The 17766-nt window shown below is 69.6% G+C and carries 18 protein-coding genes; 11 read left to right on the forward strand and 7 right to left on the reverse strand.

The genetic code is table 11. The annotated features are described in order from the left end of the window. Window positions 1–14: 14 nt before the first annotated feature. From AC1DVZ_RS08915 to AC1DVZ_RS08930, 4 genes are all read left to right on the forward strand, one after another. Window positions 15–1343: an MFS transporter gene (locus tag AC1DVZ_RS08915; RefSeq protein ID WP_477617827.1), complete on the forward strand. Its 1329-nt coding sequence runs from the start codon at window positions 15–17 to the stop codon at window positions 1341–1343. 128 nt (window positions 1344–1471) lie between these two features. Further along, a complete protein-coding gene (locus AC1DVZ_RS08920) occupies window positions 1472–1801 on the forward strand; it encodes a hypothetical protein (RefSeq protein ID WP_477617828.1) in 330 nt (109 codons plus the stop codon). Further along, window positions 1774–2979: a flavin-containing monooxygenase gene (locus AC1DVZ_RS08925; RefSeq protein WP_477617829.1), complete on the forward strand. Its 1206-nt coding sequence runs from the start codon at window positions 1774–1776 to the stop codon at window positions 2977–2979. The genes AC1DVZ_RS08920 and AC1DVZ_RS08925 overlap by 28 nt, the downstream gene beginning before the upstream one ends. A gap of 31 nt (window positions 2980–3010) precedes the next feature. After that, window positions 3011–4672 carry a helix-turn-helix transcriptional regulator gene (locus AC1DVZ_RS08930; RefSeq protein ID WP_477617830.1) on the forward strand — a complete coding sequence of 554 codons (1662 nt, stop codon included), beginning with the start codon at window positions 3011–3013 and terminating at the stop codon, window positions 4670–4672. Between the two features lie 31 nt (window positions 4673–4703). Here the strand turns inward: AC1DVZ_RS08930 and AC1DVZ_RS08935 are convergent, their stop codons facing one another. From AC1DVZ_RS08935 to AC1DVZ_RS08945, 3 genes are all read right to left on the reverse strand, one after another. After that, the gene (locus AC1DVZ_RS08935; RefSeq protein WP_477617831.1) at window positions 4704–5222 is read right to left on the reverse strand and encodes a hypothetical protein; all 519 of its coding nucleotides are present in this window, start codon (window positions 5220–5222) and stop codon (window positions 4704–4706) included. Window positions 5223–5584: 362 nt separating this feature from the next. Then, window positions 5585–6169 (reverse strand): DUF6318 family protein, encoded by a 585-nt coding sequence (locus tag AC1DVZ_RS08940; protein WP_477617832.1) that lies wholly within the window; start codon window positions 6167–6169, stop codon window positions 5585–5587. A gap of 158 nt (window positions 6170–6327) precedes the next feature. Next, a complete protein-coding gene (locus AC1DVZ_RS08945) occupies window positions 6328–6759 on the reverse strand; it encodes an SRPBCC family protein (protein WP_477617833.1) in 432 nt (143 codons plus the stop codon). Window positions 6760–7066: 307 nt separating this feature from the next. Here AC1DVZ_RS08945 and AC1DVZ_RS08950 point away from each other — a divergent pair, with 307 nt between their 5' ends. Both AC1DVZ_RS08950 and AC1DVZ_RS08955 read left to right on the forward strand, forming a co-directional pair. Further along, complete coding sequence (locus AC1DVZ_RS08950; protein WP_477617834.1) at window positions 7067–8215, forward strand: hypothetical protein; 1149 nt, start codon at window positions 7067–7069, stop codon at window positions 8213–8215. A 137-nt stretch (window positions 8216–8352) separates the two neighbouring features. Continuing rightward, entirely contained in the window at window positions 8353–10035 is a 1683-nt protein-coding gene (locus AC1DVZ_RS08955; protein ID WP_477617835.1) for an ABC1 kinase family protein, read from the forward strand. 25 nt (window positions 10036–10060) lie between these two features. On the opposite strand, the gene AC1DVZ_RS08960 is transcribed toward AC1DVZ_RS08955, so the two are convergent. From AC1DVZ_RS08960 to AC1DVZ_RS08970, 3 genes are all read right to left on the reverse strand, one after another. Next, entirely contained in the window at window positions 10061–10339 is a 279-nt protein-coding gene (locus tag AC1DVZ_RS08960; protein ID WP_477617836.1) for a hypothetical protein, read from the reverse strand. Between the two features lie 71 nt (window positions 10340–10410). Continuing rightward, a complete protein-coding gene (locus tag AC1DVZ_RS08965; RefSeq protein ID WP_477617837.1) occupies window positions 10411–11421 on the reverse strand; it encodes an aldo/keto reductase family protein in 1011 nt (336 codons plus the stop codon). 197 nt (window positions 11422–11618) lie between these two features. After that, a complete protein-coding gene (locus AC1DVZ_RS08970) occupies window positions 11619–12137 on the reverse strand; it encodes a hypothetical protein (protein ID WP_477617838.1) in 519 nt (172 codons plus the stop codon). A 414-nt stretch (window positions 12138–12551) separates the two neighbouring features. Here AC1DVZ_RS08970 and AC1DVZ_RS08975 point away from each other — a divergent pair, with 414 nt between their 5' ends. After that, window positions 12552–13571, forward strand: coding sequence for a hypothetical protein (locus AC1DVZ_RS08975; protein ID WP_477617839.1), 1020 nt, complete (start codon window positions 12552–12554; stop codon window positions 13569–13571). A 98-nt stretch (window positions 13572–13669) separates the two neighbouring features. On the opposite strand, the gene AC1DVZ_RS08980 is transcribed toward AC1DVZ_RS08975, so the two are convergent. Next, window positions 13670–14092: an Hsp20/alpha crystallin family protein gene (locus AC1DVZ_RS08980; protein WP_477617840.1), complete on the reverse strand. Its 423-nt coding sequence runs from the start codon at window positions 14090–14092 to the stop codon at window positions 13670–13672. A 127-nt stretch (window positions 14093–14219) separates the two neighbouring features. On the opposite strand from AC1DVZ_RS08980, the gene AC1DVZ_RS08985 reads away from it, so the two are divergent. From AC1DVZ_RS08985 to AC1DVZ_RS09000, 4 genes are all read left to right on the forward strand, one after another. Continuing rightward, on the forward strand, window positions 14220–14579 hold the full coding sequence (locus AC1DVZ_RS08985; RefSeq protein WP_477617841.1) for a MerR family transcriptional regulator: 360 nt from the start codon (window positions 14220–14222) through the stop codon (window positions 14577–14579). Between the two features lie 73 nt (window positions 14580–14652). Continuing rightward, window positions 14653–15612 (forward strand): NAD-dependent epimerase/dehydratase family protein, encoded by a 960-nt coding sequence (locus AC1DVZ_RS08990; protein ID WP_477617842.1) that lies wholly within the window; start codon window positions 14653–14655, stop codon window positions 15610–15612. 1 nt (window position 15613) lies between these two features. Next, the gene (locus AC1DVZ_RS08995; RefSeq protein WP_477617843.1) at window positions 15614–16639 is read left to right on the forward strand and encodes an RNA polymerase sigma-70 factor; all 1026 of its coding nucleotides are present in this window, start codon (window positions 15614–15616) and stop codon (window positions 16637–16639) included. Window positions 16640–16866: 227 nt separating this feature from the next. Beyond that, entirely contained in the window at window positions 16867–17664 is a 798-nt protein-coding gene (locus AC1DVZ_RS09000) for a trypsin-like serine protease (RefSeq protein WP_477617844.1), read from the forward strand. Window positions 17665–17766: the final 102 nt, after the last annotated feature.

A 17766-nucleotide genomic window follows, 5' to 3' on the forward strand; every position in this document is an offset into this window, starting at 1 on the left:
GTCCAGGACGACCCATGAGCTCCACCGCTGCCAACACAGTCCACCTCTCCGATCCCGCACTCCCCCAACCTGTTTCACGCACCTTCCCCTCGCTCGCGAATCGCAACTTCCGGCTCCTGCTCTCCGGCCTGCTGGTCTCGGGGACCGGCGGGTGGATCCAGCGCATCGCCCAGGACTGGCTAGTCCTGACGCTCACGGACAGCCCGACGGCCGTCGGGATCACCACCGCCTGCCAGTTCCTGCCGACCCTGGCACTGGGGCTGCACGGAGGTCTGCTCGCAGACCGCTTCCCCAAGCGCGGCATCCTGCTCGCCACCCAGGTGTCGATGTCCCTGACGGCTGCGGTGCTGGCGCTGCTGACGCTGAGCGGGCGCGTCGAGGTGTGGCACGTCTTCCTCCTCGCCGGTGTCCTCGGCGTCGTCACGGCCGTCGACAACCCCGTCCGACAGTCCTTCGTGTCGGAGGTCGTCGAGGGCCCGCAGCTGCCGAACGCGATCAGCCTGGTGTCCTGCACCTTCCAGATCGGCGCGATGGCGGGTCCGGTCATCGGTGGTGTGCTCATGAGCAGCGTGGGTGCGGGCTACGCCTTCGCCGTCAACGCGCTCACCTTTGCGGCGCCGGTCACCGCGCTCCTGCTCATGCGCGGAACAGGCCGGCGACAGGGGGCGTCCCGCGAGACTCCCGCCGCTGCCTCGCCGGGTATCCGCGAGGGCCTGGACTACGCGTTGCGCACCCCGAAGGTCCTGTGGCCGGTCGTGATGGTGGGAGCCTTCGGCTTCTTCACGATCAGCCTGCCGGTCACCTTGGCCGCCTTCGCCAAGGACGAGTTCCACTCKGGGGCGAGCGGTCTCGGCCTGCTCAACGGGGTCGTCGCAGTCGGAGCCCTGGCGGGGGCCCTCACCACCGCGCGGCGCAGCAAGCCGCTGCGCCTGCGGACCGTGGGGCTGGCCGCCTGGGCCCTGGCGATGGCGATGCTCCTCGCTGCGGCAGCGCCCGACCAGCTCTCCTTCACGCTCCTGCTCGTGCTCGTCGGCGCTGCGAACCTTGGCTTCCTCACCTCGGCCCAGTCGCTGGTCCAGCTCGCCACCGCCGACCACCTGCGCGGCCGCATCGTGGGCCTCTACATGCTGGTGTTCATCGGCAGTGGAGCTCTCGGCGGTCCGGTGGTGGGGCTGCTGGCAGAACACCTCGGTCCGCGCACGGGCCTGCTGATCTCAGGGGCCGTCCCCGCCGTGGTGACGATCCTCGTCTGCCGCCACCTGGCCCACACCGCGTCGCTGCGGATCGGACTCACCGCCTTCTCGGTCCGCGTGGTGCGACCTTCGGTGATGCCTCGCGGCTGAGGTGAGGCGCCCGCCCCGGCGAGCACCCGGCATACCCGTCAGTGGGTGGATCGGGTCAGCGCAGGCGTGGGATGAATGGGCGAACCGCCCGACGAGGGGCACGGCCCGCGCTCCCTAGCGTCGAGGACATGAACAGCTCCCTTCCCCTCGCAGCGGGCACCATCGCCACGGTCGTCTTCGCGGCCAGTGCGTTGCCCATGCTGGGAAAGGCCGCCCGCAGCAAGGACCTCAGGTCCTACAGCCGCAGCAACCTCGTCCTGGCCAACGTCGGCAACCTCGTCTACTCGCTGTACGTCTTCCACCTGCCACCGGGCCCCATCTGGATGCTGCACACCTTCTACATCGTCACCTCGGCCCTCATGCTCTTCTGGAGCCTGCGCTACCGGACCTCGATGACGACCGCGTCAGTCACATCCCCTGGGAGCGAGCCATGCGCACCGAACACATCGAGACAGTGATCATCGGGGCCGGCCAGGCCGGCCTTGCCACCGCCCACCACCTCCAACGGTTGGGCCGACCGTGCGTCGTCCTCGACTCGGCCTCCCGGGTGGGCGACGGCTGGCGTCAGCAGTGGGACAGCCTGCGGCTGTTCAGCCCTGCGTGGGCCGACGGCCTTCCGGGGATGGCCTTCCCCGCGCCGCGATGGGCCTTCCCGACCAAGGACGAGTTCGCCGACTACCTGGAGGCGTATGCCGTGCGCTTCCGGCTGCCGGTCCGGCTCGACACGCGCGTGGTGAAGGTGTCGCCACTGCCCAACCCGCCCGAGGCGTCGCCCGATGCCTCGCCCGACGCCTCGCCCGACGCCCCGGTGGGGTCTGCGGGCTATGTGGTCATGACGGCCGCAGGGCAGATCCACGCCGACAACGTCGTGCTGGCCACCGGCACGTTCGGGCGGACACCCCACGTGCCCAGCTTTGCCGACCAGCTCGACCCGTCGATCCGGCAAGTGCACTCCAGCCAGTACCGCCGCGCGTCGCAGCTCCCCCAGGGCACGGTGCTCGTCGTCGGCGCCGCCCACTCGGGCTGCGACATCGCCCATGAGGTGGCGGCCACGCACGACACCGTGCTGGCGGGGCCCGACACCGGTCAGATCCCGGTGCCGTTCGGCTCACCCCTGTTCAAGGTGGTCTTCCCGACGATGCTCTTCGTCTTCCGCCACGTGCTCACCCGCTCAAACCCGTTGGGCCGCAAGGCCAAGGACCACTTCCGCCATGGTGGACCGCGACTGCGCATCCAGCAGCGGGACCTTGCCGAGCGTGGGGTGGACTGGGTGCCCGGTCGGGTGGTCGGAGCCAAGGAGGGCCTGCCGCTGCTCGACGACGGGCGCGTCATCGACGCCCGAACCGTGGTCTGGTGCACGGGGTTCCGGCAGGCGTTCGACTGGGTCGAGCTGCCGGTCTTCGATGAGCAGGGGTGGCCGCGCGAGTTCCGTGGCGTGCCGGAAGGAGTCGCGGGGCTGTACTTCTGCGGCCTCCAGTTCCAGTACGCCGGCTCCTCGATGTTGATCTACGGTGCCGGTCGGGACGCCAAGCACGTCGCCAGCCGCATCGCCGCCAGTGTGGCCGGCCGTGCGGCCGACCGTGCGGGCCAGGAGCGACGCCACCCTCGGTCCACAGGCCAGTCCGTGGTCTCCTGACCTCAGCACGGTTCGTGCCGGAGGCTGAGACATGGCCGCGCGCGTATTCTCCGAGGAGGAGGGTGCGATGGGCATCGACACAGGTGTCGTCGAGGGCCGGGAGGCCTATGCGCGCCGAGCATGGGGCACGGCGTACGACCGGCTGCGCGCCTGCGACATCGGCGGCCTCTCCCCCGCCGACCTTGGGCTCCTGGCGGTGGCCGCCTACATGGTCGGTGACCGCGACACGGCAACCGCTGCCCTGGAAGGCTCCTTCCACCAGCACGCCGACGCCGGGAACGCCTTGGCTGCCGCCCGCGACGCGCACTGGCTCGGGTACGTGTTCAGCGCCAACGGCAACCCCGCGGTCGGCGCCGGCTGGGTGGCCCGCGGAGCACGCCTGCTGGCGGACCAACCGGACGACTGCGTCGAGCGGGGCTACCTGCGCATCCACGAGATGATTCCGCTGGTCTACGCAGGTCGCTTCGCGGAGGCGCTCGAGGTCGCCACCCAGCTCTTGGAGATCGGGCAGCGTTGGGGTGAGCCGGATCTCGTGACGTTCGGGATGGCCAGTAGCGGTCGGCTGCTGCTCTATGCGGGGCGGGTTCCCGAAGGGCTGACGCTGCTCGACGAGGCGATGCTGGGGGTCACCAGCGGCGAGGTCTCCCCGATCCTCACGGGGGAGATCCTGTGCCTGATGATCGAGGCCTGCCAGGAGGTTGCGGACTACGGGAGGATCACCGAGTGGACGGGTGTGCTGTCGCGCTGGTGCGACGCGCAGCCGGACCTGGTGCCCTTCACCGGGCAGTGCGCGGTGCACCGAGCGCAGGTCCTGCGGGCCAGCGGAGACTTCCCGCTCGCCCTGACGGAGCTCGCTCGCGCCCGTGAGCGGTATGCCGCGAACGGGTCGCCGCCGGCGACCGGGCTTGCGCTCTACGAACAGGGAGAGATCCAGCGGATCCAGGGCGAGTACGCCGCTGCCGAGACGGCCTTCGCGCAGGCGCGCACCCACGGGCACGAGGCACAGCCGGGCCTGTCCCTGTTGTGGCTGGCCCGGGGCCGCACCGCAGCCGCGGCGGCGTCGATGCGACGCCTGCTGAGCGAGGCGCACGACCCCGTGACCCGCGCGCAGCTGCTGCCCGCAGCAGTCGAGGTGCTTCTCGCGCACGGCGACAGGGACGGTGCCCGGGCAGCCGCCGAGGAGCTGAAGGAGACCGCCGACAGCTTCGCGTGCGACGGCCTCTCGGCCCGGGCCGCGTATGCCGTGGGCCTCGTCGCGCTCGATGCCGACGACCCTGCGGGGGCGCTGGCTCCCCTGCGTCGGGCCTGGAAGATCTGGATCGACCGAGGCGGCCGGTTCGAGGCGGCACGAGCCAGGGTACGGATCGGTCTGGCCTACCGGGCGCTGGGTGATGAGGACTCGGCCCAGTCGGAGCTGACCGTGGCGCAGCGGGCGTTCGTGGAGCTCGGGGCCAGGCCGTCCCAGCACGAGGTTGAGAGGCTGCTGGCCCGCGACCTGCCCGATGGGCTCACGGCCCGGGAGGTCGAGGTGCTCCGCCTGGTCGCGCAGGGGCAGAGCAACCCGCAGATCGCGTCGGCGCTGTTCCTCAGCCAGAAGACGGTGCAGCGCCACCTCAGCAACATCTTCACCAAGATCGGGGTCACGTCGCGAACAGCCGCAGGCGTCTACGCGTCGGAGCACGAACTCGCATGATGGCTGCGGGCGCGACGTTCTTTGTTGTTGCTCAGTTGGTGACGAGTCGGGCCTTGGCTGTCCTGACCGTCAGGGTCTCGGGGGTGCCCCCGATCGTGACGTCCCCGGGGATGGTGATCCAGGTGCCGCCGTTCACCCGATACTGACCGCTGTACGTGACGTCGGCTCGCACCTGGTAGCTGCCGCGCTTGGGGTACTCGTGACGGACGTCGCCGTCGGGGTAGGGGCCGCCGAGCGAGCCTGTGCGGTCACTGGTGCCATCGCCGTAGACGTAGAGCACGGACTTCAGCCGCGGTCGGATGTCGACCCGATATCCGGCCATCCGCGCCGGATCCACCGCGTCCACCTCGTCAGGCTGGTAACCCATCGCAGGCCATCGCAGTTCGAAGTAGGTCGGCAGCGTCACCAGCGTGACATTGCCTTCGGGCTGGATGTTGACCGTTGCCAGCGCAAAGTTCGTGTCGTGGAAGGCCGCCAGGACCATCGCCATCGTCACGACGCGCCGCCCGCCCGGGGCGTCCTCGGGGAAGCACGTGATCCCGTACTGCACCCACGGCCCCGTCGGATTTCCGGCAGGGTCAATAGTGCGACGGAACAACCGGACACTCGGACCCAGCCCTTCCGCGTGGGTGTTGCCCCGGCAGGCAAGAGCAGCAGCGGTGCAAGAGTCGTCGGCGCTCGGAGAGTCAGGAGTGTTCAAGCCACAGTTCGCCACAGAGGCGTACTCGTACTTCGGAGCTTTTGCCGCTGCCTCGGCAGCGGCACGTGCCTTGATCTCGCGCAGTTCCGCCCGATCGAACGCGGTCGTTCGCGCGCCGCCGTATGTGGCGTCGCCCGTGAAGTCAGCCGACGACGGCGATGCTGCGCCGATGATCCAGAGACCAGCCGCCAGGCCGACTAGTCCGACGCGACCTACCCCATGTCGTAGAGCAACCATCGGTCCTCCTTCCATACGGTCAGAGCACTGACTGCCATACTTTTCCGGGGGTCAGTACTCACGACCTTTCCCCGTGGATCGACTATGTCCACTTTGTGCTGCGTGCCGAGGACTCGCACGTACTGCTTGCCTGGAGGAGCTCCGTCGAAGGCGGTGAACTGCTCGAAGGTTGCGGGGCTGCGCGCATAGCGATGTCCTTTGGACACCAAGTCCTGTGCCGTCTTTTCGAACGCCTTGCAACTTAGGCAGCCATCCTCACTGAGCGGCATGAGAAGGCCGGTGCGAGGAAGGGTCCAGGCGACGTTGACCTGGTCCAGGTAGAACTTCACGAAGGCCTCGGCGCCTTCCGGGGTGTGTGCCCTTGCAGCAACCGGAATGTCCACCGTCGCCGTCGCGGAACTCGCGGTCGTTGAACTCGAGCTGGGCGGCGTTGACCTCGTCGTCGAAACACTCGATGTCGTCGAACTCGTCGGCGGAGGGTCGTCTCCCCCACCCGAGCAACCCACCAGGCCCAGCAGCACGACGAGGCCGCACGCGGCATACGCACGCACAGAACTCACGCTCGATCTCCCCTTCAGTAGCCCCCGCTACCCGATCGCACGCGAGTCTATGCAAACAGACGACAACTGGCCCAGCGTCATCCACAGTGAGGTCACATGTCGAGACCGTCACCTGCGCAGACCCGCAGGGCCAGCGCCGACGCCAGGAGGTCTCAGCCCTACCCCGTCACCCCTCCAGCCAGTCGGCCGAGCGCGTCGTCCCAGTGCTGCAGGTCCGCTCGCGGGTCGCCCGCGATGCCGCGTCCTTCGTGGAAGACCTCGACCTTGGTCCCGTCCCCCTCGGGGCGCAGCTGCACGTCGAGCATGCTCAACGGCCCGTCCTCATGGGGATGCCAGGTGACCCGCACCTGTTCGACGGGATGGAAGCTGCGCACGACGCCGTACGACCCGTCAGCCGCGTGCCACGGCTCGCCCTTGTTTCCGATGCGGGCGCCCTCGCCGAAGAGGGCTTCGGTGCCGGCCGCACTGATCAGGTGCTGCCAGACCTGCTCGACCGGTGCGGGGACCACGACCCGCGCGTGCACGCCTGCTTCCAGGTCGCCGGGGTCTGCGTCTGCGTCGTCCGGGACCGTTTCGACCACACTGCTCATGGAGAACCTCCGTCCGAGGGCCACTCCCCGGGTGGGCGTGACCCACGAGGTCCAGTCGACCAAGCCTTGGGCCCGCTGGCAACAGGTGCGGCCAAATTTCACGGCGGGCATTGTCGAGGACCGCACCGCCTCGTGAGGCCTGCGGTGAGGTATGCCGGGTGGTGACCACCCGGCATACCTCCCGTCAGTGCCTCTGCGCACCTAGTCCGTTCGGCTCGTGTGACGTCGGTCGAGGAGACCGCGCGGCGGAGGGTGGGGACGATGGAGGCCGTCGTGACCACCCCAGGCGGGTGCGGGAAGGAGGGGTGTGGAGCTCGACAAGGTGGAGCTGTGGTGGCTCGAGGTCTCGGCGCAGTGCGGGTGCGGTGAGCCGCTGCCGCGCGGCGTGCAGGCGGGGTTCGACCCGGCGGCCAGGGAGCTGCTCTGCCTGCGGTGCCTGGCGGACCTGAGGGCGGGACGACCTCGGAACCGTGAACCAGCCCCCGAGCTGGGCATCCCCGAGCTGGGCACCGCCGAGACGGTCCGCGAGATCCCACCCAGCGCCGACGGTCCCGCGCCACCTCCAGTGGGCTACAGCGTGACGCGACCACGGCGACGCAGCGGTTCCGACACCGCCACCAAGGTGTTGGTCGCGCTGCTCCTGGTCGCCCTGGCAGTCCTGGGGATCCCGCGCCTCCTGGCAAGGAGCTCGGGAGCGGACGCCTTCGGCACGGCCGGGCACTCGTCGCTCGGTGACATCGCGATGGGTTCCCCGATCACGCCGGTCAGACCGTCCGACTCGGACGGGGCGTCGCCACCCGTACCGTCCGACGCGCGCGCGACCCGCCTGAGCCTGTCGCCCCGACAACGCTCCTCGTCCACCGCCTACACGTTCCTGGCGACCACGACGCCCGGACGGCCGGTGGGCTTCGACCCGTGTCGACCGATCCACCTCGTGGTGAACAACGCCGAGTCCCCGCGGGGCGGGGACCAGCTGATCAGGGAGGCTGCCGCGAAGGTGGGCGCGGCGACCGGCCTCGTGCTCACCGTTGACGGTCGGACCAGCGAGACGCCGAGCGTCCGTCGACGCAGCGTCGACAAGCGGCTCTACGGGAACCGTTGGGCACCGGTCCTCGTCGCCTGGACCCACGACAGCGCCAACTCCGAGCTCGCCGGCAGAGTCGTCGGCGTCGGTGGTCCGGTGATGGCGCCCTACCGGAACCCGGCCGACATGCACTACGTGACGGGTGGGGTGCTGCTGGACGCCCCAGCGTTCGAGCAGATCCTCGACGAGCCCGGTGGCCGGGTCATCGCGCGCAGCATCGTCATGCACGAGCTCGCCCACCTGGTCGGTCTGGGCCACGTGGCAGACCGGCGGCAGCTGATGTTCGCGTCGATGGAAGGCCAGACCGGGTTCGCGGCCGGCGACCTCGAAGGTTTGCGCCGGGTCGGCTCGGGCCCCTGCTTCTCCGGCTGACGCCCGGATCCCGAGCTGACRCCCAGTCCCCCAGCTGCCACCCAGCCCCCCAGCGGCACCCGGCTTCCCCGGCCAAGGCTCTGACCTGTGGGAACGGCGCGTGCGAGTGCAGGCGCACAGCCTGCCAAGATGGCGCCATGAGACCTCCGTTCGACCCGTCCAACGCAGTCCGATACGCCGCGCTCGCCCGGATGCTCGTCCGTCACGGCCGGTCCGACCTGGTCAGTGGCGCGGGGTTCGACGAGTTCCTCGTCGAGGACGAACGGCCGGCTGGCGACACGTCCGCCGCCGAGTCCCTGGCCGACGACCTCGAGGCCATGGGTCCGACGTACGTCAAGCTGGGACAGCTGCTCTCGACGCGGGTCGACCTCCTGCCGCCGGCCTACACCGAGGCGCTGACCCGCTTGCAGGACAAGGTCGAGCCGTTCCCCTACGAGCAGGTCCAGCAGATCGTCGAGGACGAGCTGGGCGTCTCGATCCGGCACGCGTTCGCCTCCTTCGAGCAGACCCCCATGGCTGCCGCGTCCCTCGGACAGGTGCACCGGGCGGTCCTGCCCAGCGGCAGGGAGGTCGTCGTCAAGGTGCAGCGGCCCGGGGTGCGCGAGGTGGTGCGCGACGACATGGAGGCGCTGGGCAAGATCGCCGCCTTCGCCGACGACCACACCGATGTAGGACGTCGCTACGGCTTTGGCCAGCTGCTCACGCACTTCCGTCGCTCGCTCGCGGGCGAGCTGGACTACCAGCGAGAGGCGGCCAACCTCGTGCGTCTCGGCGAGCTCACCGCGGACTACCCCCGGCTGGTGGTGCCGCGACCCGTTGCCGACTACACCAGTGGTCGGGTCCTGACGATGGACCTGGTGCCCGGCCGGAAGGTCACCGACATCGGCGCACTGGGCCTGCTGGACATCGACGGTGAGCCGCTCGTGCGCGAGCTCTTCGCGGCATACCTGCGGATGATCCTCGTGGACGGCTTCCTGCACGCCGACCCGCACCCGGGCAACGTGCTGCTCACGCCCGATGGCCGGCTCGGCCTCATCGACCTCGGCATGGTCGCCACGGTCCCGCCCCGTGTCCAGGACAAGATCGTCAAGCTGCTGCTGGCGATCGGTGACGCCGACGGCGAAGAGGTGGCGACGGTGCTCGCCTCGATGGGAGAGCCGCTCGACGGGTATGACGCAGGGCAGTTCCGCGACGAGGTCTCGGAGCTCGTGTCGCGGGCGGTGTCGCTGGGCGAGCAGGTGCAGGCGGGTGCCGTCCTGATGGAGCTGAGCCGGCTCTCGGGCGTTCACGGTCTGCGCCCACCACCGGAGATGACCATGGTGGCCAAGGCCCTGCTCAACCTCGACCAGGTGACCAAGCACCTCGACCCGAGCTTCGCTCCCGCCACGGCGATCCGCGAGAACGTCGCCGACATCATGGGCAGCGGCCTGAACGTGTCGGCCTCGGGACTGATGGCTGCGGCCATCGACGCCAAGGAGTTCACCGCGAACTTTCCCAGCCGCGCCAACGCCATCATGGAGAACCTCGCCGGGGGCAAGTTCTCGCTGCGGGTCGATGCCCTCGACGAGGCTCGGTTCCTCCACGTCCTCCAGCGGCTCGCGAACCGGCTGACCATGGGCATCGTGATGGCGGCCCTCGTGGTGGGCGCGGCGCTCATGATGCAGGTGCCCACCGAGAACCGCATCCTCGGCTATCCCGCCATCGCCATGGTGTTCTTCCTCTTGGCTGCGGTGGGCGGAGCCGCGCTCGTCGTGTCGATCGTGCGGACGGACAGCCGAATCGCACGGCAGGCGGCCACCGACCGCGACCCCAGGCCCTGACCGGCGCCGCCCAGGACCTGGTGCGTCAGAACCACTGGTGCGGACGAGGACGAGACTCGCGCCGCCCAGCCAGGAGACCCCGACCGAACCGGACGACCGTCCAGCACCACCAGCGGTCGATGTCGCGGGTCGCGAGGTCCGCACGCCACTCCCAGAAGTCGCACAGGTGCACGAGCTCGGCCTCGTTGAGGGAAAGGCACACGTCCACGAACGTGCCCTGGTGGCCGACGGTGGGGTCGACGAAGGGGGCCCCGTCGTAGACCACCCAGGTGGTCCCCGCGTCGATCCGGTCCACATCACCCATAAGGTGATGGTGACCCCGAACCAGGGGTTTCACCTCCGTCGATCGATGGAGGTCGTGCTCGACCACTGGCGTCAGGCGACGCGCTTCTGCGGCGAGGTCTCCTTCGTCTTGCCGGGGTCGCGCTCCACGATGTCGCCGAGGGCGTCGTCGATCTGCTTCATGATGGCCGGCTCGAGCTTCACACCAGCGGCCTTGACGTTCTCGTGCACCTGTTCCGGGCGCGATGCCCCCACCAGCGCGGACGCGACGTTCGGGTTCTGGAGCACCCAGGCGACGGCGAGCTGCGCCATGGACAGGCCGGCCTCGTCGGCGATCGGCTCGAGCCCCTGCACGCGGGTCAGGACGTCGTCGTTCATGAAGCGGCTGATCATGTCCGCGCCGCCCTTCTCGTCGGCGGCGCGCGAACCCGCGGGCGGCTGCTGTCCTGGCTGGTACTTGCCGGTGAGCACGCCCTGGGCGATCGGGCTCCAGACGATCTGGCTGACGCCGAGCTCCTCGCACGTCGGCACGACCTCGCCCTCGATGACCCGCCACAGCATCGAGTACTGCGGCTGGCTCGAGATGAGCTGGAAGCCGAGCTCCTTGGAGAGCGCGACGCCCTCGCGGATCTGGTCAGCCGTCCACTCGCTGACGCCGATGTAGTGGGCCTTGCCCTGGCGGACGACGTCGGCGAACGCCTGCATCGTCTCCTCGAGCGGGGTCTCGGTGTCGTAGCGGTGCGCCTGGTAGAGGTCGACGTAGTCCGTCTGGAGCCTCTGCAGCGAGCCGTTGATCGACTCCATGATGTGCTTGCGCGACAGGCCGGTGTCGTTCTTCCCGCCCGGCCCGGTGGGCCAGTAGACCTTCGTGAAGATCTCCAGGCTCTCGCGCCGCTCGCCCTTGAGCGCCTCGCCGAGGACGGTCTCCGCCTTGGTGTTGGCATAGACGTCCGCGGTGTCGAAGGTGCTGATGCCCGCGTCGAGCGCGGCAGCCACGCACTGCGCCGCGACGTCGTTCTCGACCTGGGAGCCGTGGGTGAGCCAGTTTCCGTAGGTGATCTCGGAGATCTTGAGTCCGCTGTTGCCGAGGTATCGGTAGTCCATGCTTCAACCGTATGCCGCGGCCCGTCACGGTGCGAATCGCCCCAGCCGCTCCCACCCAGCCCCCACCCTGACCATCCACTGCCCACCCACTGCCCAGGAACTGCCCACCCGCTGCCCGCGCACGCACGAGCAGGTATGCCGGGTGGTCACCACCCGGCATACCTGCTCGGCTGCCTGCGTGCTTGGGTCTGGCTGCGTCAGTGCTGGGCGATCACGGTCCGCCAGCCGTAGTTGTAGGCGAACCCGGTCGGGAAGTTGTCGTCCGTCGCACTGGAGTCGAAGACGCAGAACTGCACCCAGGCTGCGCCGTTGGCGAGCTCACCCGAGACGTAGCCGGTGCCGAACGGGTGGTCGACGAGCTTGACCGTGAACCGGTTGACGTGCCACTTGCCATCGCACTGGATCGTCTGTCCTGCGGGGTCGTTGGCGTACTGGTAGTTCGTGTCGTACCAGGCGTCCGAGGTCATGCCGGACCCCTCAGCGGTCGGGTCGGGGCCGCCCTGCTTGATCGACGCCCACAGGTGCGTGCCGGTCTCCCCACCCCAGCACCGGAACTTGGCCTGGATGTAGGCGTCGCTGCCGTTGGCCACCACCTGCTCCCCCACCCAGGCGATCTCCGGCGGTGGAAGCTCCTCGGCGGAGGCTGAGCCGGCGGGCAGCGCCGTGGCGGCGGCCAGAGCCAGGGCTGCACCAGCAGCGATGCGGGCAAGTCTCATCGGGTTCTCCTCATCCTCGTGGGAATCTCTCGCGCGGACCGGGTGTCGGCCTCGGCGCCCCTCGACGCTAGGTGGGCTCCTCCACGGCCGGATCCCGCCGAAGGGTGACGTGGCGCGTACGCCGGATGCCGTAGCCGTGGAGGGCCAGCCGCCCGTGACCAGCCGCCGCCGATGTGCCGCCCGTGATGTGCCGCCCGTGACGTACCGCCCGCCCGCAGCGTCGTGCCGGTCGAAAGCGGGACCTAGGGCCCGGGTGCGATGCGGTTCCGCGCCGTACGTTCGGTAGGCCGTCAACGTGGCCGGCCGGGATGACCTGCGCCCCTTCCCCGCCTCACGGCGCACACCACGGCGCACACCACCCCCGCGCACCACCCCGCGTCCCAGCCCACATCGACTCCCTGGAGAATTGTCACCATGGTCCACGTCCTGGCCCTGCCCGCGCCGGCCCTTCCCACGCACGAACGCTGGTTCGTCGACTCCGCGCCCGCCGACTGGGGCTTCTTCCTGCGGCCGCTGCCGCTGGCGTTGACGGTCGCGGTGGTCGTCGTCACCGTGGTGTGGCGCTGGGTGGCGCGACGCTTCGACCGGCCCGAGCTTCCCGTGCTTCGTGGTGTCGGACGACTGGTCCCCTGGGTACCGCGCCTGCTCGGGGTGCACCTCGGTGTGGCCCTGCTCGCGCTGGCGGCGTCGGGCGCGTTCGTCACGCCTACCGTGGACGACCTGCACTCGACCGGCGGCAGCATCCTCCTGCTGCTCGAGGCCACCCTCGGCGTGTGGCTCATCACCGGGTTCCAGCAGCGCCCGGCGGCTGCCCTGACCCTGGCGCTGGGGCCGATCATGGCCGCGTTCACCGGGCCGATGGCGCTCCTGGAGTCCGCCAACATCGCGGCCGTCGCGGCCTTCCTCGTGATCGCGCCAGCCGGTGCGAACCGTCACGGCGCCACCACGTTGTCCGACGCCCAGCTGAGGTGGGCGCTGCTCGCGCTGCGGGCCGGCGTGGGGGTCGCCCTGATCGCACTGGCGTTCACCGAGAAGTTCACCAACCCGGCGATGGCGCGCGAGACGCTCGAGCACTACCCGGCGCTCAACGTGGTCAGCCTCGTCGGACTGCACGTCCCCACTGACGTGTTCGTCGTCATCGCCGGGAGCATCGAGCTGCTGTTCGGTCTGCTCGTGCTGTCCGGGGCGCTGCCGCAGGTCGCGGTGCTGGTCGCGATGGTGCCGTTCAACGCGACCCTGGTCCTGTTCGGCCAGACCGAGCTGGTGGGCCACCTGCCGGTCTACGGCGTCTTCCTGGCCATGCTCGCGTACGGGTCCAACCCCACGACCGCTGCCGCAGTGCGGTGGCTGCCGCGCCGCTCCGACGTGCCCCTGCTGACCCGTCGGCCCGTCTCCGCCGCCGACCGCAGCCAAGAGGCCGCCCGGACCGCCTGACGATCGAGGGCGGCGGGCCGCAAGAGACAGCGTTGTCCCCGCCGACCCAGGTCGACGGGGACAATCTCCGCGGCACGAGACCTCGGCGGCGCGAGCTGTCAGGCGGAGATGGCGTGCTGTCGCCGCTCGCCCGAGGTGATCTCGATCTTGCGGGGCTTGGCCTGCTCCGCGACGGGGATCGTCAACCGGAGCACCCCGTCCCGGTAGGCGGCCTCGACCCGGTCGGCGTCGAGGCTGTCGCCAAGGAAGAGCTGGCGGCTGAACACGCCGCGCGGCCTCTCGGTCGCGATCGTCTCGGCCTCGTCGGAGAGCCGATCGCGCTCGGCCCTGACGGTCAGCACGTTGCGCTCCACGTCGAGGTCGATCGAGCCCGGTTCGACGCCGGGAAGGTCGAACTCGACGACGAACACGTCGCCCTGGCGCCAGGCGTCCATGGGCATCACGGTGGGACGAGCCATCGTCCCGAATACCTGCTGTGCCAGCTGGTCCAGCTCGCGGAACTGGTCAGTCCGCATGAGCATCTCAACCACCTCCAGTGTTGTGAGGGTTCTTTCCTGACCGACTTCGATCGGCTAGGATCTCAGTCATGGTCTATAGATTTTGTAAATCTGAGACACAGCATTTGTCAAGCCCTCGGCCGAGGATCGTATGAGCATTGCTGCGAGTCCTTCGGACCGCCCGCTCTACACGATCTCGGTCGCGGCCGACCTCGCGGGCCTGCCAATCCCGACGCTGCGCCTGTACGAGGAGCGAGGTCTGGTCCGGCCGGAACGCACCGTGGGCGGCACGCGCCGGTACAGCGACGCCGATCTCGTTCGAATCGCCCGCATCAGCGAGCTGGCCGAGTCCGGGATTCCCCTCACGGCTGTGGCCATGGTGCTGGAGCTCCAGGACGACAACGCCGACCTCACCTCGCGCAACCGCAGCCTGCGGGCGCGCAACTCCGACCTGATGCGGGACAACCAGCGCCTGCGCAGCGATGGGGACACCCCCGCCCAGGACGCCTGATCAGCTGTCACACGCCGGAAGGCTGTCTTGTCTTGATGGGTAGAGGTCACAGGTATCGACAAGGGAGTGAGTGATGAGGATCTTCGTCGCAGGAGCCACCGGAGCCATCGGCCGCCAGCTCGTGCCACGGCTGGTCGAGGCGGGCCACGAGGTGTACGGCATGACGCACGACGCCTCCAAGCAGCAGCTGTTGCGCGACCTGGGTGCCAGCCCGGTGGTCGCCGACGCGCTCGATGCCGACCAGGTGGCCGAGGCGGTGGGCCGGGTGCAGCCGGACGTGATCGTCCACCAGCTCACCTCGATCGGCCCGATGGACCTGCGGCACTTCGACCGCGCGTTCGCGACGACCAACCGGCTGCGGACCGAGGGCACGGACCACCTCCTCTCGGCCGGCCAGGCCGTCGGCGTGAAGCGGTTCGTCGCGCAGAGCTTCTTCGCGGCATACGAACGCACGGGAGGTCTGGTCAAGACCGAGGAGGATCCGTTCGGAGCCGGGCCGGCCAAGGAGATGCGCGAGACGGTTGCGGCGATCCTCCACGTCGAGGACGCCGTCCTCGCTGCCACGTGGACCGAGGGAATCGTGTTGCGCTACGGCGGTTTCTACGGACCGGGCACCTCGCTCGGACCCGACGGCGAGCAGACCGAGGCGGTCCGTCAGCGCAAGTTCCCCGTGGTGGGTGACGGTGGCGGCGTGTGGTCGTTCATCCACATCGCGGATGCCGCGGAGGCGACGGTCGCGGCGATCGACCACGGCCGTCGAGGGGTCTACAACGTGGTCGACGACGAACCCGCGCCGGTGGCCGAGTGGTTGCCCGCCCTGGCGCGTACGTTGGGTGCCAAGAAGCCGATGCACGTGCCTCGCTTCGTGGGGCGGCTGCTCACCGGTGAGATCGGAGCGGTGATGATGACCGAGCTGCGGGGTGCGTCCAACGCCAAGGCGAGGCGCGAGCTCGGCTGGAGCCCGGCGCACCCGAGCTGGCGCGACGGCTTCCGCGACATGCTGAGGGCACCCGGCACCGTGAGCAGGAGGTGACGTGAACGCCGGCCCTGACGTGAACGCGGACAGTGACGTGAAGGCGGACAGTGACGTGAAGGCGGACAGTGACGTGAACGGACGCGGCGACGTGAGCGCAGGAGGCCCCGCGAGCGATCGGGAGGCACTGCTCGACGAGCTGCGTCCGACCGCCTTCGCCATCGCCTACCGCATGCTCGGCAGCGTGTCCGAGGCCGAGGACGTGGTGCAGGAGGCGTTGCTGCGGGTGCACCAGTCCCTCGACGCCGGTGAGATCATCGCGTCGCCCCGCGCTTTCGTGGCCACCATCACCACGCGGCTGGCGATCAACGAGCTGCGTTCCGCCAGGGCCCGTCGCGAGCGCTACGTCGGTGAGTGGCTGCCGGAGCCGATCGTCACCGACGCCGCCGACGACCCCGCCAAGCATGCCGAGACCGCCGACTCGCTGTCGCTGGCGATGCTGGTGCTGCTCGAAAGCCTGTCCCCCGAGCAGCGGGCCGTGCTGCTGTTGCACGACGTGTTCGGCTACGGCTACCCCGAGATCACGGACATCGTGGGCAAGACCGAGGACAACGTGCGCCAGCTCGCCACGCGCGCCCGACAGCACGTCAAGGCACGCCGACCGCGGTTCGAGACCACCCGTGAGCAGCAGCGCGAGCTGGCGACGAAGTTCTTCGCGGCCGCCGAACACGGCGACCTCGCCGGCCTCGAGGCACTGCTCGCCCACGACGTCACGCTGACCGGCGACGGTGGCGGCAAGGTCCCTGCCCTGGCCCGGTCCCTGAGCGGTCGCAGCCGGGTCGCCCACACCCTGACCAACTGGCTGCGGGCGCTGGCTCGGTTCCCCCAGGTGTCGATGCGGCCGGTCGAGATCAACGGCGACCCCGGAGCCATCTACGTCGACGACCAGGATCGGATCCTCGGCGTCTGGGCCCTCGAGTTCGCCGACGGCGAGATCATCGGGATCCGCTCGATCGTCAACCCGGACAAGCTCGGCCACCTCGGCCCGGTCGGCGACGCCGTCGCCATCCTGCGTTCCGCCCGCTGAGGGCCAATGCCAGACCACGCCGTCCCGAGCCGGACCAGCGCAACCCGGACCAGAGCAACCCTGACCAACCCAGACCAAGTCGGGTATGCCGAGGGCAAAGGTCCCCGAGTCAAGGCGCACCTACGCACTTGGTGGGAGGCGGCGGTGAACCCTGTCGGCGTACGGTCGGGGGCGGCGGCAGGGCCCGAGGGAACCTGCCCTCGCCGGTGTCGCCGGAGGAGCCCGCCATGAAGCGTCCCGCTGCCCTGGTCACCGTCTGTGCCACCCTCGGCGCCATGCTCTGCGCCGGTCTCACCCTGACCGCCTCCCCCGCGGCGGCGATCGTCAACGGAACTCTTGACACCACCCACCGGAGCACTGGTGCACTGGTCCAGGTCGACGACCTCGGGCACCTGCAGGCCCGGTGCAGCGGCTTCCTGGCCGCACCGACGGTGTTCGTCACGGCACAGCATTGCTTCGGGATCTTCAGGATCCCGGACGGCGATCCCGCGATGGTGAGCTTCGACCCTGTTGTCACTGACGCCTCGCCGACGCTGACGGGGACTGCCCACCACAACACCGCAGTTGGCTCGACCCCGAGCAGTGATGCGCACGATGTCGGTGTGATCGTCCTGTCGGCGCCGGTGACCGACCGCACCCCGATGAACCTGCCCAAGCTGGACGAGCTCGTCACCTTCCAGAAGAGTGGCCAGCTCGAGGCGCACGACCCCATCCGCATCGTCGGCTACGGCGCCGTGAACGTGGAGCGACCGCGCATCTTCACGTTCGCCAACGAGCGCCGCACGACCCTCCTGGAGTTCCAGACGCTGCAGCCGGGCTTCATGGTGTCGCAGCAGAAGAACGGCGGGGCCTGCTACGGCGACTCGGGCGGGCCCAACATCGTGACCGTGGGCGGACGTGAGGTCGTCGGCGCCATCACCCGTCACCTCAACGCCGGCTTCGACTGCGAGACGACCGTGTGGAGCTACCGGCTCGACACCCCGGCGGCCAGGGCGTTCCTCGGCCAGTTCCTGACACTTCCCTGACAGGCCCACCTTCCAGGCCGAGCACCCACCGGACCCACCAGATCCACCCGCCAGGCCGAGCATCCGCCAGCCCGCGTCCAGATGGTGCCCACTGGACAGAAT

The organism is Pedococcus sp. P2_E5 (assembly GCF_056403895.1).